Source organism: Micromonospora sp. ABR4_055, assembly GCF_056160425.1.
The window spans coordinates 1-20,849 of the sequence record NZ_JBSWXD010000088.1 but is presented as its reverse complement, the minus strand read 5'-3'; the positions used below and the strand labels follow the sequence as shown (position 1 = coordinate 20,849).

At 70.7% G+C, this 20,849-nt stretch carries 20 protein-coding genes and 2 pseudogenes; 15 read left to right on the top strand and 7 right to left on the bottom strand.

Features of this window, described 5'->3' with window-relative positions; all coding sequences use genetic code 11:
- Positions 1–6 precede the first annotated feature (6 nt).
- The 5 genes from ACXAHD_RS19960 to ACXAHD_RS19940 all read left to right on the top strand — a co-directional run bounded on the left by ACXAHD_RS19960 (position 7) and on the right by ACXAHD_RS19940 (position 6,647).
- A complete protein-coding gene (locus ACXAHD_RS19960) occupies positions 7–1,260 on the top strand; it encodes a glycosyltransferase family 4 protein (protein ID WP_281550942.1) in 1,254 nt (417 codons plus the stop codon).
- Between the two features lie 231 nt (positions 1,261–1,491).
- On the top strand, positions 1,492–3,009 hold the full coding sequence (locus ACXAHD_RS19955; RefSeq protein WP_281550941.1) for an O-antigen ligase family protein: 1,518 nt from the start codon (positions 1,492–1,494) through the stop codon (positions 3,007–3,009).
- Positions 3,010–3,020: 11 nt separating this feature from the next.
- Positions 3,021–4,142: a Wzz/FepE/Etk N-terminal domain-containing protein gene (locus ACXAHD_RS19950; RefSeq protein ID WP_281550940.1), complete on the top strand. Its 1,122-nt coding sequence runs from the start codon at positions 3,021–3,023 to the stop codon at positions 4,140–4,142.
- 139 nt (positions 4,143–4,281) lie between these two features.
- Positions 4,282–5,799 carry an oligosaccharide flippase family protein gene (locus ACXAHD_RS19945; RefSeq protein ID WP_281550939.1) on the top strand — a complete coding sequence of 506 codons (1,518 nt, stop codon included), beginning with the start codon at positions 4,282–4,284 and terminating at the stop codon, positions 5,797–5,799.
- Entirely contained in the window at positions 5,796–6,647 is an 852-nt protein-coding gene (locus tag ACXAHD_RS19940; RefSeq protein WP_281550938.1) for a sulfotransferase, read from the top strand. Before ACXAHD_RS19945 ends, ACXAHD_RS19940 begins: the two co-directional genes overlap by 4 nt.
- 25 nt (positions 6,648–6,672) lie before the next feature.
- Here the strand turns inward: ACXAHD_RS19940 and ACXAHD_RS19935 are convergent, their stop codons facing one another.
- Positions 6,673–6,846, bottom strand: a complete 174-nt coding sequence (locus ACXAHD_RS19935; RefSeq protein WP_475052370.1) for a hypothetical protein — start codon at positions 6,844–6,846, stop codon at positions 6,673–6,675.
- A gap of 144 nt (positions 6,847–6,990) precedes the next feature.
- Positions 6,991–7,749 carry a GntR family transcriptional regulator gene (locus ACXAHD_RS19930; RefSeq protein ID WP_475052367.1) on the bottom strand — a complete coding sequence of 253 codons (759 nt, stop codon included), beginning with the start codon at positions 7,747–7,749 and terminating at the stop codon, positions 6,991–6,993.
- A gap of 155 nt (positions 7,750–7,904) precedes the next feature.
- Here ACXAHD_RS19930 and ACXAHD_RS19925 point away from each other — a divergent pair.
- Positions 7,905–8,252 (top strand): annotated as a pseudogene (locus ACXAHD_RS19925) (XRE family transcriptional regulator); the annotation flags it as partial.
- A 98-nt stretch (positions 8,253–8,350) separates the two neighbouring features.
- On the opposite strand, the gene ACXAHD_RS19920 reads toward ACXAHD_RS19925, so the two are convergent.
- Positions 8,351–8,944 (bottom strand): TetR/AcrR family transcriptional regulator, encoded by a 594-nt coding sequence (locus ACXAHD_RS19920; RefSeq protein WP_281550935.1) that lies wholly within the window; start codon positions 8,942–8,944, stop codon positions 8,351–8,353.
- A gap of 55 nt (positions 8,945–8,999) precedes the next feature.
- Between ACXAHD_RS19920 and ACXAHD_RS19915 the strand changes: the two genes are divergently transcribed.
- Both ACXAHD_RS19915 and ACXAHD_RS19910 read left to right on the top strand, forming a co-directional pair.
- Complete coding sequence (locus ACXAHD_RS19915) at positions 9,000–9,824, top strand: SDR family NAD(P)-dependent oxidoreductase (RefSeq protein ID WP_475052365.1); 825 nt, start codon at positions 9,000–9,002, stop codon at positions 9,822–9,824.
- Entirely contained in the window at positions 9,821–10,264 is a 444-nt protein-coding gene (locus tag ACXAHD_RS19910) for a nitroreductase family deazaflavin-dependent oxidoreductase (RefSeq protein ID WP_281550933.1), read from the top strand. The genes ACXAHD_RS19915 and ACXAHD_RS19910 overlap by 4 nt, the downstream gene beginning before the upstream one ends.
- Before the next feature lie 38 nt (positions 10,265–10,302).
- On the opposite strand, the gene ACXAHD_RS19905 is transcribed toward ACXAHD_RS19910, so the two are convergent.
- A complete protein-coding gene (locus tag ACXAHD_RS19905; RefSeq protein WP_281550932.1) occupies positions 10,303–10,494 on the bottom strand; it encodes a hypothetical protein in 192 nt (63 codons plus the stop codon).
- A gap of 154 nt (positions 10,495–10,648) precedes the next feature.
- Between ACXAHD_RS19905 and ACXAHD_RS19900 the strand changes: the two genes are divergently transcribed.
- The 3 genes and pseudogenes from ACXAHD_RS19900 to ACXAHD_RS19890 all read left to right on the top strand — a co-directional run.
- Positions 10,649–11,458, top strand: coding sequence for a helix-turn-helix domain-containing protein (locus tag ACXAHD_RS19900; protein ID WP_475052362.1), 810 nt, complete (start codon positions 10,649–10,651; stop codon positions 11,456–11,458).
- Between the two features lie 214 nt (positions 11,459–11,672).
- Positions 11,673–12,323, top strand: a complete 651-nt coding sequence (locus ACXAHD_RS19895; RefSeq protein WP_281550930.1) for a hypothetical protein — start codon at positions 11,673–11,675, stop codon at positions 12,321–12,323.
- A pseudogene (locus ACXAHD_RS19890) lies at positions 12,229–12,423 on the top strand (hypothetical protein); the annotation flags it as partial. The gene ACXAHD_RS19895 and the pseudogene ACXAHD_RS19890, both read left to right, overlap by 95 nt.
- An 81-nt stretch (positions 12,424–12,504) precedes the next feature.
- On the opposite strand, the gene ACXAHD_RS19885 reads toward ACXAHD_RS19890, so the two are convergent.
- From ACXAHD_RS19885 to ACXAHD_RS19875, 3 genes are read right to left on the bottom strand one after another with little or no spacing between them, the layout of a single operon-like run.
- Positions 12,505–14,001 carry a hypothetical protein gene (locus ACXAHD_RS19885; protein WP_281550929.1) on the bottom strand — a complete coding sequence of 499 codons (1,497 nt, stop codon included), beginning with the start codon at positions 13,999–14,001 and terminating at the stop codon, positions 12,505–12,507.
- A complete protein-coding gene (locus tag ACXAHD_RS19880; protein WP_281550928.1) occupies positions 13,998–14,804 on the bottom strand; it encodes a sulfotransferase family protein in 807 nt (268 codons plus the stop codon). Before ACXAHD_RS19880 ends, ACXAHD_RS19885 begins: the two co-directional genes overlap by 4 nt.
- Positions 14,797–15,786, bottom strand: a complete 990-nt coding sequence (locus ACXAHD_RS19875) for a sulfotransferase family protein (protein ID WP_281550927.1) — start codon at positions 15,784–15,786, stop codon at positions 14,797–14,799. Before ACXAHD_RS19875 ends, ACXAHD_RS19880 begins: the two co-directional genes overlap by 8 nt.
- Positions 15,787–16,061: 275 nt before the next feature.
- On the opposite strand from ACXAHD_RS19875, the gene ACXAHD_RS19870 reads away from it, so the two are divergent.
- The 4 genes from ACXAHD_RS19870 to ACXAHD_RS19855 all read left to right on the top strand — a co-directional run bounded on the left by ACXAHD_RS19870 (position 16,062) and on the right by ACXAHD_RS19855 (position 20,690).
- On the top strand, positions 16,062–17,297 hold the full coding sequence (locus ACXAHD_RS19870; RefSeq protein ID WP_281550926.1) for a glycosyltransferase: 1,236 nt from the start codon (positions 16,062–16,064) through the stop codon (positions 17,295–17,297).
- A complete protein-coding gene (locus ACXAHD_RS19865) occupies positions 17,294–18,415 on the top strand; it encodes a sulfotransferase family protein (RefSeq protein ID WP_281550925.1) in 1,122 nt (373 codons plus the stop codon). The genes ACXAHD_RS19870 and ACXAHD_RS19865 overlap by 4 nt, the downstream gene beginning before the upstream one ends.
- A 4-nt stretch (positions 18,416–18,419) precedes the next feature.
- Positions 18,420–19,325, top strand: a complete 906-nt coding sequence (locus ACXAHD_RS19860) for a sulfotransferase family protein (protein WP_475052358.1) — start codon at positions 18,420–18,422, stop codon at positions 19,323–19,325.
- Between the two features lie 354 nt (positions 19,326–19,679).
- A complete protein-coding gene (locus ACXAHD_RS19855) occupies positions 19,680–20,690 on the top strand; it encodes a sugar phosphate isomerase/epimerase family protein (protein WP_281550923.1) in 1,011 nt (336 codons plus the stop codon).
- Positions 20,691–20,849: the final 159 nt, after the last annotated feature.

Genomic DNA, 20,849 nt, shown 5'->3' with positions numbered 1-20,849 from the left:
GGCATCGTGGCCGTACCCCATCAGGTGACCGGCGGTTCGTTTCCGGTCGACCAGCATGGTGTCGAACCGGGACCGGAGCACCGGCGGCTGCGGATAGCCATGATCGGACAAAAGGGGATGCCCGCGACGTACGGCGGGATCGAGCGCCACGTCGAGGAGCTGGCCAGCCGGCTCGCCGGTCGGGGCCATGACGTCACCGTCTACTGCCGGCCCAGCTACGGATCGGTGCCGATGGACCGGTACCGCGGCGTACGGCTGCGCCAGGTACGGACCGTGGCCAGCAAGCACCTCGACGCCATCGTGCACTCCACCACCTCGACCCTGGCCGCCATGCGTGACCGGCCGGACATCGTGCACTACCACGGTCTCGGTCCGGGGCTGGTCGCGCCGCTGCCCCGCTACCTGGCCCGTAGCAAGGTGGTGCTCACCGTACACGGCCTCGACCAGCAACGGGCCAAGTGGAGCAGGCTCGCCCAGACGGTGCTCGGCACCGCCCACTGGCTCAGCGGGTACGTGCCCGACGCCCGGGTCGCCGTATCCCGCGGCCTGGCCGACCACTACCAGACCAGGTTCGGCAGTACGGCCAGCTACATCCCCAACGGGGTCGGTATCCCACGCCAGGTCCCGGCCCGACAGATCGGCCCCCGCTTCGGCCTCACCCCCGGCCGGTACCTGCTGATGGTCGGCCGTCTCGTCCCGGAGAAGTCGGCGGACCTGCTGGTCCGCGCCTTCCGTCAGGTGGACACCGACCTGCGGTTGGCCATCGTCGGCGGATCGTCGTTCAGCGACGACTTCGTCGCCCGGGTGCGCGCCGAGGCCGTCGACGACCCCCGGGTCGTCTTCACCGGGTTCGCGTACGGCGATCTGCTGGCCGAGCTCTACTCGCACGCCGCCGGATTCGTCCAGCCGTCCCGGCTGGAAGGGCTGCCGCTGACCCTGCTGGAAGCGGCCTCCTACGGCCTGCCGGTGGTGGCCAGCGACATCACCCCGCACGTCGAGGTGCTCGCCGCCGACGGCCCCGGGCAACGGATCTTCCGCGACGGCGATGTCGACGATCTGATCCGGGCGCTGCGCCAGGTCGCCGCCGATCCGGACGCGGAGCGCACCGGAGCGAAAGCCCTGCGTGACCGGGTCTGTGCCGAGTACACCTGGGACGCGGCCACCGCCGAGCTGGAAGCGCTGTACCTGGAGCTGCTCGCCCCCCGTGGACCGCAGCTGATCCGGCCCCGCCGCCGGACCCGTACGGAACCGGACGGCTGATGGCCGGCCCCGGCGTGTCGGCCCATACTGGCTCGTCGAGGATCCAGCTAGATTAGGCCGGCCCACCGGCGAACAACGGTGGGCCGGGGCCGGCCCACCGGGGCGGCAGATTGACCTCCGTCCGCCTCGGCAGGGGCGGACGGTGGTCCGGGTGTGCGGCTGCGGCGCAGCTCGACGCTACAGCGGGCGCAGCGGGACAACGGGCGAAGCGGGACAGCGGATCGGCGTGCGGTGACCAGACGACAGCGGGAACCCCGGCCAGTGGGCCGGCTGCTCAGCGTGCTCGCTGCGGTCGCCGCTGCGGCCGTCGCCGTCGCCGCAGGCCTGGCGCTCGCCGCCGGTGACCGGCGCGGCGTGGTGCTGCCGATCGCCCTCGTCGCCGGAGCCGCCGTCGGAGTGCTGGCCATCACCCGGTTCTCCGGGTACGTGATCCTGATGCTCGCCGTGCGTCCGCTGCTGGACGTGGTCAAGCTGAGCGGACCGACCGCCGGCCGGGCAGACACCGACCAGGCGTCCCGGCTGAGCGACCCGTCGACCATGGTCGCGGTGCTCTTCCTGCTCGCCGCCGGGCTCTGGCTCGCCGCCCAGTTGCGCCGCAGCGGCCGGCTGCGTGGCACCCCGCTGGGCTTCGCGATGCTGCTGGTCGGCGCGACCGCGCTGGTCAGCGCGTTCGGCGCGAACCGGCCGACGCCGAGCCTGCTCGAGGCGATGCGGATTCTGACCGTGGTGGTCATGTTCGTGGTACTCGAACAGCTGATGCCCGACCGGGCGGCGGTCCGGCGGATCCTGATCGCCTGCTACGGCTCGCTGGCTCTGGCGCTGCTCTACACCGTGCTGGCCAGTGCCTTCGGGCAGGTGCCGTCCGAGGTCAAAGGCCAGTTCATCAGGGTCAGCGGCCCGTTCAGCCAGTCGACCACCTTCGGCCGGTACCTGATGTTCATGATCGTCTTCGGGTTCGCGATCTACCGGTTCCTGGCCCGGCGCGCCCAGTTGGTCCTCGCCGTACTGCTCGGGCTTTCCCTGGTGTTCCTGATGCTGACCAACACCCGTTCGGCGATCCTCGGTGCGGCGCTCGGGCTGATCGTCGTCGCGGTGCTGCACCGCAGCGGTCGGATGCTCGCCACCCTGCTGGTCGTCGCGGTCGTCGGGGTCAGCCTGCTGCCCTCGGTCGGGGACAGGTTCGCCCAGCTCGCCGAGGTCCGGCCCACCGGCGGCGGGCCGACCGGTAACACTCTGCAATGGCGGGTCGACTACTGGGCGGAGATCGTCACCCTGGCCAACCGCAACCCGGTCACCGGGATCGGGCCGAACATGACCCAGCACGAGACCTCAGAGGCGAAGAAGCCGCACAACGACCTGCTGCGGGCGTACGTGGAGACCGGTCTGGCCGGGCTGCTGGCCTACCTGGCGATGCTGGTGCTGCTGCTGTACACCGCCCGTACGGCGTTGCGCCGCGCCCCGCCGGACAGCCTGGAACGCGGCGTCGCGGTCGGCTTCGCCGGCTGTGTGGTGGTGTTCATCGCGGTCAGCCTCGGCTCCAACGTCATCTCCAACGTGGTGACGCTGTGGTACTTCGTCGCGTTTGCCGCCGCGGCCAGCGCCATCGCCCATGGCCGGACGACCGGCGCCATCGCGCACGGTCGCACGACCAGCGCGACGACCCACGGCCGAGTCGCGGACGCCATCACCCACGGCCGGGCCGGCACCGGGTCGGTGACCACCCCGGCACCACAATTTCGGTACGAGTAGGAGCCCATAGCGTGGAGATCGTCGACTACCTGCGCATCGCGCGCCGACGGCTGTGGCTACTGGCCGGTGTGCCGGTGCTGGCCGCAGGGGCGGCCGCGACCCTGGTGCTGATCGCCCCGCAGCAGTACACCGCGACCGCGTACGTGGCGGCACCGGCACTGGTCGGCGGGGCAGCCGCTCAGCAGTACACCGGCAACCAGGCGGCGAACCAGTTCGCCGCCGCGTTCAGCGCTGCGGCCACCTCACCCCGGGTCGTGGACGAGGTGACCGCCGAAACCGGCGTCGCCGCCAACCGGCTGCGGTCCGGGCTGGTGGTCAGCCAGGTCGGGGCGAGCAGCCAGATGGAGATCACCTTCGCGTCGGCGGACCGGTCGATGGTGAACCCGGTGCTCGCCGCGACCGCCGAACGGGCCCTCGCCTTCCTTTTCTCCTCCCAGGTCGCGATCGCCACCGAGCAGGTCACCGCGGCCAGCACCGATGTCGCCGAGGCGACCGCCGCGATCACTGCCTGGGAGGACGAGAACGAGGTCACCCAGCCGGACAAGATCTACCAGGCGACGCTGAACGAGCTGGCCAGCCTGCGCCAGCAGCGACTGCAGATGCAGGCGGTCGGCAACGGCCGGGGCGTCGACGCCGCCACCGAGGCGATCGAGGCCGGGCAGCGCCGGCTCGACACCATCGGTCCGAAACTGCCCGACTACGAGGCGTTGCTCGCCCAGCGGGACGCCGCGACCAGCGCCCTCTCCTCGGCCCGGCAGGGCCTACAGGCGGCCAGGGCGCAGGCCCAGGCGGCCGACCCGACCGAGGTGACCAGCGTCGGCGCGGTCCGGGCCGTGTCCCGCACCAGGAGCCTGGTCAACACCACGGTGCCGGTCGCCGGCGCCGGGCTGCTGCTCGCCGTGGTCCTGGTCGCCATGCTGGAACTGCTCGCCCGCAACCGGGCCGGTGAACCGCCGGCGTCGCCCAGCGGCGACCCCACCCCGCCCTCCGGGCCCGGTCCGACCGGCGGCGACGAGACCCGGGAGATCCCGGCCGCCCGGGTCGGCCGGGCCACCCCGGTCGGGCAGGTGTCCCGTACCGCCGGTCGGGTCTACGGCGCGGGCGGCTCGCTCGAACCGCACCCGGGGCGGTGACGTGACGGCCGAGCCGCCCCCGGCCCCCGCCGCCGGCACCCCGTCGGGCCCCGCCCCTGGTACCCCGTCGGGCCCCGCCCCTGGCACCCCGTCCGGTACCCCGTCGGGCCCTGACTCCGGCGACCAGCACATCCGCGGCATGGCCCGCGGCGGCGGACTCAACCTGGTCGGGGCGATCCTCAACCAGGGCGCGGTCTTCCTGGTCATGCTGCTGCTGGCCCGGTTCCTCGGGATCAGCGAAGTCGGCCAGTACGCCCAGTGCTACGCCGTACTGGCCCTGCTCAGCCTGCTGTCGCTGTCCGGGTTCCGGGCCGGGCTGACCCGGTTCGTCGCCGTACACCTCGCCGACGACGACCCGGCCGCGATCCGTGGCACCATCCGGCTCGGCCTGGCCATCTCCGCCGGCTCGGCGACCGCGATCGCGGTCGCGCTGGCCGTGGCCGCCCCCGCGTTGGCCGCCGCGCTGCACGACCCCGGCCTGGTCACCGGGCTGCGCCTGGTGGCGTTGACCCTGCCGGCGCTGACCGTCTGCGAGGCGGCGCTCGCCGCCACCCGGGGCTGGCGCACCCAGCGGCCGTTCACCCTGATCGGGCAGATCTACGAACCGGGTACCCGGTTCGTACTGACCGCGCTGGCCCTGATCCTCGGCGCCGGCGTCACCGGCAGCTACTGGGCGCTGGTCATCGCCGGCTGGTCGGCCGCGTTGCTGGCCCTCGGCGCGCTGGCCCGGCTGATGCGCCGGGTCGCGCCGGGCCCGGTCGTCTACCGGCCCCGGCAACTGTTCAGCTTCTCCACGGTCAGCTGGGTGTCGTCGCTGTCGTCGACCGGCCTGATCTGGGTCGACACCCTGATGCTCGGCTTCTTCGCCAACGACGAGATCGGTGTCTACAACGTCGCCACCCGGCTGGTCACCGTGGCGATCTTCGTGCTGGCCCCGATCAACGCCGCGTTCGGGCCGTACCTGGCGTACCTGCACCACCAGGGGCGGGCCGACGAGGTACGGCGAATTTACGGCGCCGCCACCGGCTGGGTGGTGCGGCTGTCGCTGCCGGCGTTCGTGGCGCTGCTGGTCTTCCCGGAGAGTCTGCTGACGGTCTTCGGCGGCGGGTTCGCCGCCGGCGCTGCGGTCACCCTGGTCCTCGCGGTCGGGCAGTTGGTCAACGCGGCCACCGGGCCGTGCGGCACGGTGTTGAACATGTCCGGCCGGGTGGCGGTCAACATGTACGACAACATCGCCGCGCTGCTGCTGAACATCCTGCTCAACCTGTGGCTGATCCCGGCGTACGGGATCATCGGCGCGGCGGTCGCCTGGGCGATCTCCCTGGCGGTGGTCAACGTCGCCCGGGTGCTGCAGGTGCGGGCCCTGATCCACGCGGTGCCGGTGACCGTTGGCATGCTCAAAGGGCTCGCCGCCGGGCTGGTCGCGCTGGCCGCCGGGCTGGTGGTCCGGCTGCTGCTGCCCGGCTGGCCGGAGCAGTTGCTGGTCGGGCTGCCGGTGGTGGTGACCGTCTACGTGGGCGTGGTGCTGGCGCTCGGGCTGAGCCGGGAGGACGTCATGGTGCTGCGTACCCTGCGCCGGGGCGGCCGGCGCGGCGGGGCGGACGGCCAGGACCGGCCCGGTGCACCGGTGGCGAACCTGGAGGAGGCGGCACGATGACCGGCAACCGGGGGACCACCGACCGGCTGCGCCGTACGGTACGCGGGGCGCGGGCCTGGGCGCGCACGATGGTGCCCGGCCAGCTGGGTGCCCTGCCGGACTTCCTGATCATCGGTGGACAACGTTGCGGCACCACCTCGTTGCACCACTATCTCGCCGCCCATCCGCAGGTGCGCCCGGCCACCGGCAAGGAACTGCAGTACTTCAGCATCCACCACGGACGCGGGGAACGCTGGTATCAGGCGCACTTCCCGGCCCGCCCGGCCGGGGTCCGCAGCTTCGAGGCCAGTCCGTACTACCTGTTTCACCCGAGCGTGCCGGCCCGGGTCGCCACCGACCTGCCGCAGGCCCGCTGCATCGCCCTGCTACGCGACCCGGTCGAGCGGGCCTACTCGCACTACCTGCACACCCGCTCGTACGGCGCCGAACCACTGTCGTTCGCCGACGCGGTCGCCGCCGAGGAGCGGCGGCTGGCCGACGCGCTGCGCGACGGGCCGGGCAGTCCGGCCGCGCACACCGCGCTGCGCAACCACTCGTACCTGGCCCGGGGCCGTTACGCCGAGCAGTTGCAACGCTGGTACGCCGTCCTACCGGCGGATCGGCTGCTGGTGCTGCGCAGCGAGGACATGTACGTCGACCCGGCCGGCGTCTACGACCGGGTGCTGCGCTTCCTTGACCTGGATCCGTTCACCCCGGCGGGGTTCGCCCAGCACACCCGGCGCACCGACCAGGGGCCGGGGGAGCTGACCGACGAAGTGCGCGCCCAGCTCGGCAGCTACTTCGCCCCGCACAACGCCGACCTCGCCGACCTGCTCGGCTGGCCGCACACCTGGTCGCCCCGGAGTTGACAGGACACGTCCCGCGTCCGTCAGCTCAGTGACGGGAGCGGAGAAGATAGATCGCGTACGTACCAGCGCCGTTGTCCATCTCGGCCACCTGCAGATCGGTGACCGGTACGTTGATCCGTTGCCCGGACCCGCCGCTGCCGGCGTCGGCCCACACCTCGACCGTCCCGGTGGTGGGTAGCTGCCGTGTACCGACCACCAAGATCTGAACTCCTGCCATCGCGTGTCTCCCTGCGTCTCGGCCCCATACCAGGAATTTCAGTAACGACGTCACTGGCTGAGGGGACTCCTGTCGGACGAGACCTAAGATACCGGACATGCATATGCAGGTCGAGTGTTGCGGATGTTAGATTGTGTCCGCTTTCAGATCGAAGTGATTCACCAGCTCGTAGACGCCTGCGTCCAGCACCATCCGGTTGACCTCGACACATCTGTCACCGGACCTCGCGTACCGGGTGATCTGCAACACCGTCGCCTTGTTGCGTGCGATGTCCAGGCCATTGATCTCGTCCGGATGCGGTGGCCGGGCGACGACCCGCTCTTCGAACCTTGTCGGCTTCCACCCTTGATCTTCAAGCCGGCCGTACACCCCGCCGGGTCCGGAGTTCTTGTAGACGATCGCCGTGCCTCGTGCGAGCTCGACGGGGAAGTAGGACGCCGATATCTGGACGCGTCGACCTTCCACCCAGTGCACTCGCTTGCGGCGCACCACCGGATCGCCCTCGTCGATGCCGAAGGCTACGGCTACGAAGTCGGGTGCCGGAAGCTCATCGACCTCGACGTCGGTGCGTATCGGACGATCGCCTGCGTCATGCTGCTGGATGGTCCGTCCCGGCTGTTTCGAGTGGCCCAGGCGATCTGGCATGACCCGTTCGAGCCGGGCGAACCAGCCCTTGACGATGCCGGGGGCACCGCGTCGCGAGGTGACAAGTCCTTCCGCCCGCAGCACGTTCAGCGCCTGCTGCGCTGCTCCTCTGCCGACGCCGAACCTGTTCATCACGGCGCTGGTGGTGGGTACCTTGTCGCCCTCGGCGAGTTCGCCGGTCCGGATCTCCTCACGGAGGTGAGTAGCGACGGTTTCGGCTGTTTCACCAGTTTCTGTCATGGTTCACCGCCAAGTATCTCCTGAAAGTTTCACATGCCGGAGAGTACAGCGGATGCATACCGCTACTTCATATGCTTGTGCAGCGCAGGGCGAGATGTGGACTTCGAGCACGATCTCGCCGGTGCCGCGCGGTGGCTCTGCCCACGCGTACCGCGCCGACCGGCAACTACTCCGAGGTTCGGCTGTCCCGGTACGAGTATCACAGCTCGGGTCGTGGTGCCACGTTCACCGGTCGGCACTATGTCGTGCTGCTGCAGCACGGTGACCGGCTCACCGTGCGCAGTCTGCCTGGTTCCTCCGACGCGCCGCTCACCATGGACCTGACCGTCGACGGCAATGTGGTCACCGGGACCTGGATCGAGCAGACCGCGCCGCAGGGCTACTACCGCGGCGCCCGGTACCAGGGTGCGATCCAGTTGCCGGCCGAGCCTACCGGGCGTCGGCTGACCGGAAAGTGGATCGGGTTCGGTAAGGAGATGGAGGTCAACACCGGCCCGTGGGAGCCCACCTCCTCATGATCACATGATGAAAATTCGGCCGACACGCCGACAGGCCCCCAGCAGAGCATCAAGTGATCATGATCCGGCGGCAAGGTCATGGCTCAGGATCCGTCGACTGGTGCACGGGTGAGTACGCCGTGCAGTACCTGGTCGGTGAGTTGGTCGCGGAACCGGGCGTCGGTGGGGTCGGCCCCGGCGACGGATCGGCCGAGCACGGCGAGCAGCAACGCGCCGAGGATGGCGTTGGCTGCGTCGGCGGTGTCGTCGACGGTGACCGCACCGACGGTGCCGGCCTCGGCGAGGAGTTCCCGGAGCGGGCCGGCGATCCATCTGTCGTTGGCGGCCATGACGTCGGTCATCCGGCCGGTGGAGCCGAGGGCGCTGAGCAGGCCGGCGCAGATCCCAGGGTGCTGTGACAAGTAGGCGGCGAGTGCCGTCACCATCGCCCGTAGTCGCTGCGCGGGTGGGTCGGTGGGGTCGATCGAGGCCTGCACCGCCTGGGCTCCGTCGTGGGCGTGCGCGGTCAGGAGGTACGTGAGCAGGTCGTCGCGGCCGGCGAAGTAGTAGTACAACGTCGCTCGCGATGCCCCGACCATGCCGGCGATGTCTTCCAGACGGGGCGCAGGGTCGCCGTGGAGCACCTGCTCGCTGACGTCGAGCAGGCGTCGCGCAAGGTCGGCCGGAGGGTTCTTCACGTTGGCACAGCCTATCCGCTTGTCCTGGACCAGAATCCAGATTACAGTCTAAATCATGGTTGAAATCAGATCCTATGGTCCGTGGGCGGTGGTCACCGGCGCCTCGTCCGGCATCGGCCAGGCCTTCGCCGAGTACCTAGCCGCTGCCGGGCTCCACCTTGTCCTGGCGGCCCGATCCACCGACCGGCTCGAAACCCTCGCCACCGCGCTGGCCCGTGCCCACGGCATCAGTTGCCGGGTGGTCACCGTCGACTTCGGCAGGACCGAGGCCGCCGCCGAGCTCGTTGACGCGACCGCGGATCTCGACGTCGGCCTGCTGATCTCCAACGCCGGCACCGGCCGCCCCGGCCCGCTCCTCGACCAGGACCTCGCCGACCTGCACCGGCGGTTCACCATCAACGCCACCACGCACCTGGATCTGGCCCACGCCTTCGGGCGGCGGTTCGTCACCCGTGGCCGGGGCGGCATCATCCTCGTGTCGGCACTGGGCGCGGTGCACGGGCTGCCGAACATGGCCCACGAGAGCGCGGCCAAGGCCTACGTGCTCAACCTCGGCGAGGCCCTGCATCACGAGCTCGCCGCCGGCGGCGTCGACGTCACCGTGCTACTACCGGGCAACGTTGACACCCCGACCATCGACGCCTACGGCATCGACCGTGCGGCGATGCCGATCCGGCCCCAGCCGGTCCAGACCGCCGTACGGGAAAGCGTGGCCGCGTTCCTGCGCGGCCGGCCCACCCACATCCCGGGTCGGTCGATGCGGATCATGACCCGGCTGCTGCCCCGGACCCGGTCGATCCGCCTCAACGGCCAGATGCTCGGCCAGGCCGCCCGCCGCCTCGCCGCCCGGGAAGCCACCACCACGGTGGCCCCGTCGTGAACGCCGCTGCCCTGCCCGCCGGGGTGGAGCGGGTCAGCCGGATCCCGTACCGGTTGCTCAGCTGGGGGGTGCCGATGGGGCCGCTGACCCTGCTGCGTACCCAGGGCCGGCGCACCGGCCTGCCGCGTACCGTGCCGGTCGTCACGCTGCGGCACGCCGACCTCGACTGGCTCGTCTCACCGTTCGGTGTCACACAGTGGGTGCGCAACATCCGCGCCAACGGCCGCGCCGAACTCGGTCGCGGACAGCGGTTCCGCACCGTCGGCCTCGTCGAGGTCGACGGCGAGACCAAACTGGACGTCCTGCATCGCTACCGCCGCGCGTTCGGGTTCATCCCGTTCGTCCGGCAGGCATTCGACGCCACCCCCGGCGACGGTCCGTCCGGGTTTTGCACCGAAGCGGACCGCCACCCGGTCTTCCTTCTCCAGCCGCCCGGCTGACCCGATCACTCGCTGGCGAGCCCCCGTGCCCTGTCGCATCAGCCACGGTGGCGGAGTACGTAGACAGCCGAACTGCCTGATCCACTGTCCAGTTCGGCTGTCTGCAGGTCGGTCACCGGTACCTTGATTCGCTGTCCAGTTGCGCCGCTGCCCGCGTCGGCCCACACCTCGACCGTACCGCTGGCGGGTAGCTGCCGTGGCCCGATCACCAGGATCTGAACCTCTGCCATCGCATGTCTCCTGCCTGCTCGCGCCGGCGGTCGCGCCGGCTGCCACGAAAACAAGGATGTCGCCGAATTGTCGCCCCGCGCGACGGCTTCCATGACGACGTTCCGGCGACCTGCAGGGCGACATTCCGGCGACACAAGGGCTACGATCACTCGCATGACGACCACTCCGAACGCGACGTTGCGGGCTGTGCGGATGGGCCTGCTGATGAGTCAGGACGACTTCGCCCGCGCGCTGCGGCAGGCAGGGGATCGCGCCGGAATGCCCAACGATGCGAACAAGCGCCTCGTGCAACGCTGGGAGGCTGGGGCGATCACCTCGCCCCGTCCGGCGTACGCGCGTGCCCTGGAATCGGTCACCGGCCTGCCGATCAGCTCGCTCGGCTTCACTGTGGCGGTCCCGCATGCCCGCAGCGCCGACGCCGGCGAGGATGGAGCCGGCGGCCGGGGTGGCGAGGGCGGTGACGAAGCTCGGGGTGCTCAGATGTCGGCGACCGGGCAGGCGTCCACCCCGGTGCCGCGCGGTGGCCCTGCCCCATTAACCGCGCCGACCGGCAACTACTCCGGGGTGTGGCTGTCCCGGTACGAGTACCACAGCTCGGGTCGTGGTGCCACGTTCACCGGTCGGCACTATGTCGTGCTGCTGCAGCACGGTGACCGGCTCACCGTGCGAAGTCTGCCTGGTTCCTCCGATGCGCCCCTCACCATGGACCTGACCGTCGACGGCAATGTGGTCACCGGGACCTGGATCGAGCAGACCGCGCCGCAGGGCTACTACCGCGGCGCCCGGTACCATGGCGCGATCCAACTGCTGGCCGAGCCTACCGGGCGTCGGCTGACCGGAAAGTGGATCGGGTTCGGTAAGGAGATGGACGTCAACACCGGCCCGTGGGAGCTGGTATTCCAGGATGCCAGCACGAACAAGGCGACTCTGGCCGCCTACGACCGCCGGCCCGATCCCGAGTAGCAGCCCGCTGCCTCATGATCAGTAGCTGCCCCTCATGATCAGATGACGGAAATTCGGCCGACACGCCGGTGAGCGCCCAGCAGAGCATCAAGTGATCATGGTCCGGTAGCGCGTCGCCGAGGAACCCGCCACCCGATCCACAGTCGAGCAGTTGTACACAGCGTGGCTCTACCTGGGTCGTCTGATGGCTGAGGTCGCGGCATCGTAGCCGGGCATGAACGAGGTGATCGAGGAGCTGTGCCGGCGCAGCGGCGGTGTGGTGACCCGTCGCCAGGCCCTTCAGATGGTGCCGCGCTGGGTGCTGGACGACGCGGTACGCGCCGGTCGACTGCGGCGCGTTCTGCCGGGCGTCTACGTCACCGCCGAGTTGATCGACGACAACCATAGCGGAATGTCGTCGATCCAGTCGCTCGCACCGCAGCTGCGTCGGCGTGCGGTGCTGGCCCACGCCGACGGTCGGGTCGCGTTCAGCCACACCACCGCACTCAATCTCTGGGGGCTGCGCCAGCAACCCACTGACGAGGCACTGCACCTGACGGTGCCGATCGGCGTGGGATTTCGTAGCCAGGCCGGCCTGACCGTGCACCACCGAACGGCGTTCGCCGTCGGTCCGCCGCAGGTGGTGGTACGCGGCGAGGCGCCGGTGACGCGGCTGGAACCGAGTCTTGTCGAGTCCTGGCCGCTGCTGTCGGCCGCCGACCGGCCGGCTCCGCTGATCCGGGCTGTCAACGACAGGTGGACGAACGCGGACCGGGTCTCCGCAACTCTCGATGAGCTGCCGCGGCTCACCGACCGGGCCGCGATGCGGACGCTACCGGAATGCGGGCCAGTGCTCCGGCCTTCAGGCCGAACGGATCGACTTTGAGCTCGATGGAGCCGCCTCGCACGGCAGCCCTGCCCAGCGTGAGATCGATCTACGGCGTGACGCGTTGCTGGCCACTGTCGGCATCCAGGTGGTGCGGTTCGCACACCGCCGGCTGGTGACTGAGCCGCAGCAGGTCCGCCGCGAGATCCTGACCATCCTCCACCACCGGAGGTACGGCCGATCAGTCGACGTCGGCGAGGATCGACTCCGGGGTGCCGGTGGCGCGCAACAGCACCGGCCGGTCGGTGACAGTCACCTCGGCCGCCGTCTTGGTCGGCGAGGCACCGGCCGGCCCGGCGTGCAGGCTGGGCACCGCGGACACCCGTACCGCGTCGTTGATCTCGCCGGACCAGACGACCAGGGTGCTCTCCTCGCCCTGCTGGAACGCCACCCCGATCAGGCCGTCCCGGCGGACCGGGGTGACCATGGCGCCACGCGCCGCCACCGCCAGGCTCTCGAACATCCGGCCGGCCTCACGTTCCGTACCGTCCGGGTCGAGCAGGCCGTAGCGGACCTCGCTGCCGGCCCGGTTGTTCGGGTTGTAGCCCAGCGGCAGCCACATCACCTGCCGGATACCGCCGGCCAGCAGCATGGTGGAGACCTTGACGACCTCCTCGGCCCGGCTGACGTCGTCACCGTCACCGTCGCGCCAGAACTGCCCGACCTCCCACGCTTCGATCGGCACGTCGGCCGGATTCTCCGCCGCCAGGTAGTCCAGCAGCGCCGGTACGCCGTCGAAGTGTTCGTAGTAGTGCACCTGACGCAGCTGCACCACGCCGTCGTCAATCAGTTGCTCGGTGGCGGCCAGGAAGGCGACGTTGCGTACGTTGGTCTCGTTGTCGAGCGCGGTCCGTAGCGTCTCGATCGTGTCCACCTCGGGGATCTTGCGGCCCCGGGTGCCGATCCGCCGCTTGAAGTACGCGTTGTAGGCGGCGATCGCCTCGTCGTCGCGGCCGGCTTGGACCAGCCGGTCGACCACCCCGAAGCCGTACGCGACACTGCTGATGCCGGAGTCGACGACCACCGCCTCCGGGTTCGCGGCGTGCACCGCCTCGGCGGCGACGGTGACCAGCTCGACGTACTCCTCGGGGGTGCCGCGCCAGTACTGCGGAGCGTTAACCTCGTTCTCGATCGCGTACTGACGGACGCCGTACGGCGTGTAACGGCGGACCACGTCACCGACGAACTGCCGGTAGGCGGCCATGTCCAGCGGCATCGTCGACTCGGTCTTGTTGGCCTGGCCGCGGACGTGCTCCGGGGTCCCACCGGTGGCCCAGCACATCTCGGTCCGGATCTTGATGTTCAGCACGATGCCGAGTTCCCGGCTGCGCTGGGCGATCTGGTCCAGTGCCGACCAGTCCTGCTGACCCTGGGTCGGCTCGATGCTGCACCAGCTGATCTCGTGGTAGGTGGCAGACCCGGACAGTTTGCGCAGGTACGGGAGGAACTCGTCGTACCGGTTCCAGTCCCAGTGCGCGCCGAACGGGTGGGTGTCCTCGGGGTACGGCGGCAGGCTCGGCAGCGGCGCGCCGGTCGGCGGCACCGGTGGCGGGGTGGTGTCCTCGTCGGCGCTGGTGCAGCCGGCCAGCAGCAGCAGCCCGCCGAGCGCCGCCGCCACGCAGCGGCGGGCCGCAGTGGCCGGCCGGGTCGCAGTGGCGGGCCGGGTCGCAGTGTTCATCGGTAACCCAGCTCGCGCAGCATCCGACCGGAGAAGGCCGCGACGAGCAGCCGCAGGAACGGGTCCAGCTCCCGGCGGTAGCTGCCGACGCGGGACCGGTAGATGGCCGAGTCGGTGCCGGCGGAGGCGCGGCGTCGGTCCGCCTCACTGGTGTACTTTCCGGCCACGTCATGCGGTTTGTCGACGTAGTCGAGCACGCCTTCCTCCCACGGTTCGCCGAGGAACTCGAACAGCGCGCGCATCGACTTCTCCGGCTCCCGTACCGCGTCCTCGTAGCGCAGTTCGTGGTAGCGGTCAGCTGGCAGGGTGGCGCCCATCGCGCGGGCGGTACGAATGTAGCGCGGCCACTTGACCACGCATTTCACCGCCGACCAGTACCCGAACCGCTTGCGGTGCGAGACCACCACGTCGCGGCCGTCCCGGATGACGTGCACGATCTGCGCGTCCGGGAAGACCTCGGTGACGAAGTCGAGCGAGATCGCGTACAGCGGGGTCTTGTCGGCCCACCGAGCCTTGCCCCGGCCGGCGGCGTAGTCGGCGTGCACGCCGCCGAAGAAGTCGGCGATGCGGCGCAGCCAGTCCTCCCGGGTGAAGCCGAAGCGGGCCAGCCGCTCCCAGTCGGAGCCGACGATGCGTCGCAGGTCCGGCAGGAACCGGGTCTCCGGTCCGCAGGAGATCCGGGAGTGCGAGTCGAGCACCAGCCGCAGGAAGGTGGTGCCGGAGCGCTGGCAGCCCACCAGGAAGATGGGCGCCGTCGGCAACTGCGCCACTTCGGCGGTGGCCGGCGCGGGGGCTTCAGCCATGGTCGGTCCTTTCCACGCTCACCGGAGCACGCCGGTCGGTGTCGGCTTGTTGAGGTGGGGTGGTGGGGGACTGTGGGCGGCCGCTGGCGGTCAGTCGGGCGGTGAGTTCGTCGCAGAGCGTACGGACCGCCGGGTCGATCGGCAGCGGCTGGCGGGCGGGGGTGCGGGGGGCGATGTGCGCGGACAGGTCGGGGCGGTAGGCGATCCCGAGGAAGTCGCACAGCCGGCTGATCTGCCCGGCCGGGTCGGTGATCAACGCGTCGTACGAGCTGAGCAGCACGTCGTCGCGGCGGTCCAGGCCGAGCCGGAAGTAGAGGGTGTTCCGGACGTACCAGAAAAGGGCGGCGGCGGTGTGCCGGTCCATCCGCCGGTAGTCGAAGCCGTGAATCAGCTCGTAGGTGTCCGCGTCGAGGCGCTGGCCCTGCCAGCGGCGGCCGATGGTGCCGTCGGCGATGGCGGCGAGCGCCCGCAGGTTGGCGTCGCCGAACTTGGCCACCTCGGAGCGGGCCCGGTCGTCGACGTCGCGCCACGCCCAGACCGCCCGTCCCGGCGCCATCCCGGGCAGGGCGAGCAGTTCGTCCACCCGGTGGCTGTCACACAGCGGTTTGACCAGCACGTACGCGTGTCGGCTGCGGTTGACCACGGCGGTCAGCACCGCGTCGTCGCGGAGTTGAAAACGATGGAAGACCCGCCGGTCGCTTTCGTTGCGGACCTCGACCTCGCCGGCGTTCTCCAGCCCGCGGACCAGCATGTTGGTGCCGGACCGCTGCAGGCCGACCAGGTAGACGGGAACGGCTTGACCACGGGGTACGCCGTGCCGATGCCGCCAGCGCAGTTTGGCCCAGGCGGTGGTGGCCCGGTCGACCGGGTTGAGTCGGTCCTCTTCGACGAGGCGGCGGAGCCCTTCGGTGCGGATCCACCGGGCGTGCCGGGCGATCCGCCGCGCGGTCCAGGCCAGGGTGGAAGGCTCGTCGTCGTTCACCGGTCCTCCTCGGGCACGTCACCAGCCGCGATGGCCAGGCTGGGGCGAGGTCGGGCCGCGGTCAGGCTACCCATGGATCGGGGCGAAACGCCAGGACGCAGGCTGGTCAGCCACACAAGATCACCCGATCAGCTAGTTGGCGATTCGGTACTGGACTAACCCGGCGTGGGTGCATAGCGTGAGGCAGCAGCCAGGGCGGGAGCCCTGCGCCACCATAACCGGGTGGCCACACCCCGGTATCGAGCGAGCGGGCCGGACTGATGCGTGTCCTCCATGTGAACAAGTTTCTGTACCGTCGCGGTGGCGCCGAGGGGTATCTGATCGACCTCGCCGATCTGCAGCGCGCGGCCGGGGACGAGGTGGCGTACTTCGGGATGACCCACCCGGACAACGACGGGCCGTTGCCGTACGCCCGGCACTTCCCGCCGCACGTCGAGCTGGAGCCGGCGCCGCGCGGACTGCGCCCCCGGCTGGCCGCCGCCGGTCGGATGATCTGGTCGCCGGCGAGCCGCCGCGGCCTGACCCGGGTGATCGAGGACTTCGGGCCGGACGTGATCCACCTGCACAACATCTACCACCAGCTGTCTCCGTCGGTGCTCGCTGCCGCCCGCGACGCCGGGGTGCCGTGCGTGCTGACCATGCACGACTACAAGCTCGCCTGCCCCAGCTACCAGATGCTGGACCGGGGGAAGATCTGTGCGGCGTGCGTCGATGGAGGTCCGCTACACGCCGCGCGGCGCAGGTGCAAGGACGGATCGGCATCCGCCAGTACGCTACTCGCTGTGGAGTCGTGGATACACAGACAGTCACGGGCCTATGGTTCGGTGGGGGTGTTCGTCAGTCCCAGCCGGTTTCTCGCCGACGTGATGCGCCGGGCCGGCGTCTACCCGGACCGGCTACGGGTGATCAACCACTTCGTCGACGCGGCCGCCGTGGCGGTCAAGGACTCGCCGGGCGGGGGAGTGGTCTTCGCCGGCCGGATCTCCGTCGAGAAGGGAGTGGACACGCTGGTCGAGGCGGTCGCCCGACTGCCCCGGCAGGTGCCCGTCCACGTGGCCGGCGACGGCCCCGCCCTGCCTGCGGTCCGTGCCCTCGCCGACCGGGTGGCACCCGGTCGGGTGCGGTTCCACGGCCGGCTGGACAAGTCCCGGCTGCACGACCTGATCAGGTCCTCAGCGGCGGTCGCGGTGCCGTCCCGGTGGCATGAGAACCAGCCAATGGCGGTGCTCGAGGCGTTCGCGTGCGGCGTGCCGGTGGTCGGCACCGACCTCGGTGGGCTGCCGGAGCTGATCAGTCCCGGTCTCGACGGGGAGACCGTCCCGGCCGACGACCCGGTGGCGCTCGGCGACGCGCTGAGCAGGCTGGTCGCCGACCCCGACCGGGCGTACGCGATGGGCCGGGCCGCCCGGGACAAGATCGACCGTGACTTCGCGCCCGACCTGCACCTGAACCGGCTCCGCGACGCCTACCTGGCTGCGGCGTTGACCGCCCCGGCGGGAACCCGACGATGACCGGCACGCCCTCCGCCGCAGGCACATCCTCTGCCGCAGGTACACCCGGCCCGTCGAGTCCTCCGGTCCGGGTGCTCTACCTGGCCGGCAGCGGTCGCAGCGGCAGCACCCTGATCACCACCGTCCTGGGGCAGCTGGACGGCTGTTTCGCCGCCGGCGAGTTGCGCTACCTCTGGCAGCGCGGGATGGTCGACAACCGTCCCTGCGGCTGCGGCGCGCCGTTCGACGCCTGTCCGGTCTGGCGGGCGGTCACCGCCGAACTGGCAGCTGTTGCTGGTCCGGCCTCGGCCACTGGCCCGGACGCGGCCGGCATCGCCCGACGACTGCGGGCCAGGCTGCGGATGCGGGACCTGCCAGCCATGCTGAGGCGAGCCGGTGCCGGACGGCGGGCCGTGCCGCACCACGCCGACGACGCCGCGATCGCCGCGGTCTATCCGGCGGTCGCCCGCCAGGTGAGCCGCGGCGGCGACGGACCTGTGGTGGTGGTCGACTCGTCGAAGCTGCCACCGTACGGTGCGTTGCTGCGTGACCTGCCCGGTATCGACCTGCGGGTGCTGCACCTGGTCCGGGACCCGCGCGGCACCGCCTTCTCCTGGCGCCGTCGGCGCGGACTGGACGGCGCGGCGGACCGCAACCTGATGAGCCGCCCGCCGGTGTGGAAGGCGGCTCTGCTGTGGCGGGTGTGGAACGCCGCCACCGCGCGGTTCTTCGAAGCCGCCGGACCCGACCGCTACCTGCGGGTCCGCTACGAGGACGTGGTTGTCGACCCGGCCGGTCAGCTGCGCCGGATCGCGCTGTTCGCCGGACTGGATCCGGCCGGGCTGCCGATCGACGCCGAAGGCCGGCTCACCCTGGCCGCCACCCACTCGGTGGCGGGCAACCCGGCGCGGCACCGTACCGGAGCGGTCCCGGTCAGCGACGACGCCGAATGGGTCCGGGCGCTGCCCGGCCGGTCCTTCGCGGTGGTCACCGCAGTGACGCTGCCGCTGCTGCGCCGCTTCGGCTATCCGGTACGGCGACCCGCAGCGCCCCCGGCCCGGGCGGTGCCCCCGGTCGGAGCCCAGGGTGGGCCGGTCGGTGAGCCGGTCCCGGCCACGACACCGAGCAAGGAAGGCTGACTCGATGCTGTCCGTCGTCGTGGGCACCGGACGGTGCGGATCGACCCTTGTCCAGGAGATCCTGGCCCGGCACCCGGCTGTCGGTTTCGTGTCCGGGCTGGACGACAAGCTGCCCCGGCTCAACCTGGCCGGTCGTCGCAACGGCCGGCTGTACCGCCGCTCGACGCCCCGGCCGGCCGGCATGACCTCGCTCGGGCACAGCCGTCGCCTGCTGGAACGCGGCCGGCTGCGGGTGGCTCCGTCCGAGGCGTATCGGCTGATTGACCGGCAGGTGATGGCCGGCTACTCCAGGCCGTGCCGGGACCTGCGGGCTGACGACCTCACCCCGTACGTGGGCCAGCGGCTGCGTGCCTTTTTCGACCGCCGGGTCAAGCGGCAGGGCTGCCAGGTGCTGCTGCAACACGTCACGGGCTGGCCCCGCACCGGTTGGCTGCATGCCGCGTACCCGGAGTTGCGGGTGGTCAACGTGGTCCGCGACGGACGTGCGGTAGCCAACTCGTGGCTGCAGATGGGCTGGTGGGACGGCTGGCGTGGGCCGGACAACTGGTTCCTCGGCCCGCTGCCGGCCGATCTGCGGGCCGAGTGGGAAGAAGCCGACCGGTCGTTTCCGGTGCTGGCCGCGCTCGGCTGGAAGATGCTGATGGCCGCGTTCGCCGAGGCTCGGGCCAGCCACCCGGCCGGCCAATGGCTGGACGTACGGTACGAGGATCTGCTGGTCGCACCACGCGACGAAGTAGCCCGGATGCTGGACTTTCTCGGCCTCGACTGGTCGCCCTCGTTCGACCGTGGCTTCCGCCGGTACGAGTTCCACAGCGGTCGAGGGGCGGCGTACCACCGGGAACTCAGCCAGGAGCAGTTGGCTGCGGTGGACCGGGTGCTGGAGAAGCCGCTTGCCGAGTGGGGTTACTGACCGCCAGGCTCGTGACTCGCTGGCGTCGTACCCTGTCGGCCCGTACCTCGGCTGCCTCTATCGCGGCGGCCCGCAACCGGCCTAGAGTGGTGCGGGCAGGCCCGTCCCCCGGGCCGGTGTCCGGGCGGGAGGCGCAACCCGCCCGGTCGGGAAGCGTCGCGCCGGCACGGCGAGCGTGCCGGATGCCGTCGTGACCAGCCGGCCGGTGTCCGCTGCCCGCCCCACCGGTCGATGTACCACGACCAGGTAGTTCCACGCCGATAGCTCATCGGGCCGTCACCTCGCACCGGTCCAACCAGGCGCCGCACCTGCGGCGCGGGATGGAATCCCAGTGACGACAACGGGAGAAGGACCATGGCGCGACCCATCACGCTCTTCACCGGCCAGTGGGCCGACCTGCCGTTCGAGGAAGTGTGTCGGCTGACCTCGGAGTGGGGCTACGACGGCCTGGAGATCGCCTGCTGGGGCGACCACTTCGAGGTGGACCGGGCGCTGGCCGAGGACGACTACGTCGAACGCAAGCTGCAAACCTTGGCCAAGTACAACCTCAAGGTGTACGCGATCTCCAACCACCTGGTCGGCCAGGCGGTCTGCGACCACCCGATCGACGAGCGGCACCAGGGGATCCTGCCCGCCCGGATCTGGGGCGACGGGGAACCCGAAGGCGTCCGTCAGCGCGCCGCCGAGGAGATCAAGGACACCGCCCGGGCCGCCGCGAAGCTCGGCGTCTCCACCGTCATCGGCTTCACCGGCTCGTCGATCTGGCACACCCTGGCCATGTTCCCACCGGTGCCGCCGGAGATGATCGAACGCGGCTACCAGGACTTCGCGGACCGGTTCAACCCGATCCTCGACGTGTTCGACGAGGTCGGGGTCAGGTTCGCCCATGAGGTGCACCCAAGCGAGATCGCCTACGACTACTGGACGACCCGCCGCACCCTGGAGGCGATCGGCAACCGCCCGGCGTTTGGCCTCAACTGGGACCCGTCGCACTTCGTCTGGCAGGAACTGGACCCGGTCAACTTCATCCTCGAGTTCGCCGACCGGATCTACCACGTCGACTGCAAGGACGCGAAGGTCCGTACCGGCGACGGTCGGCGCGGCCGGCTCGCCTCCCACCTGCCCTGGGCGGATCTGCGGCGGGGCTGGGATTTCGTCTCCACCGGGCACGGCGACGTGCCGTGGGAGGACTGTTTCCGGGCACTCAACGCGATCGGCTACGACGGACCGATCTCGGTCGAGTGGGAGGACGCCGGGATGGACCGGTTGGTCGGCGCCCCCGAGGCATTGCGGTTCGTCCGTCAGCAGGCGTTCGACGCCCCGACGGCGGCGTTCGACGCCGCGTTCTCCAGCAGCCGGGACTGACCTGGCCGCCGCCGGACCAGCGGCGGCGAACACACCGGGACGACTGTGGGACAGGGGCCCCCCTGAAGAGGGGGAAAGACCCCACACACACCACAGTCTCGACCATGAGGGCCCACGTTCCGTGTCGCTTCTCCCCAACCCCATGCCCTCCCCCCGCTT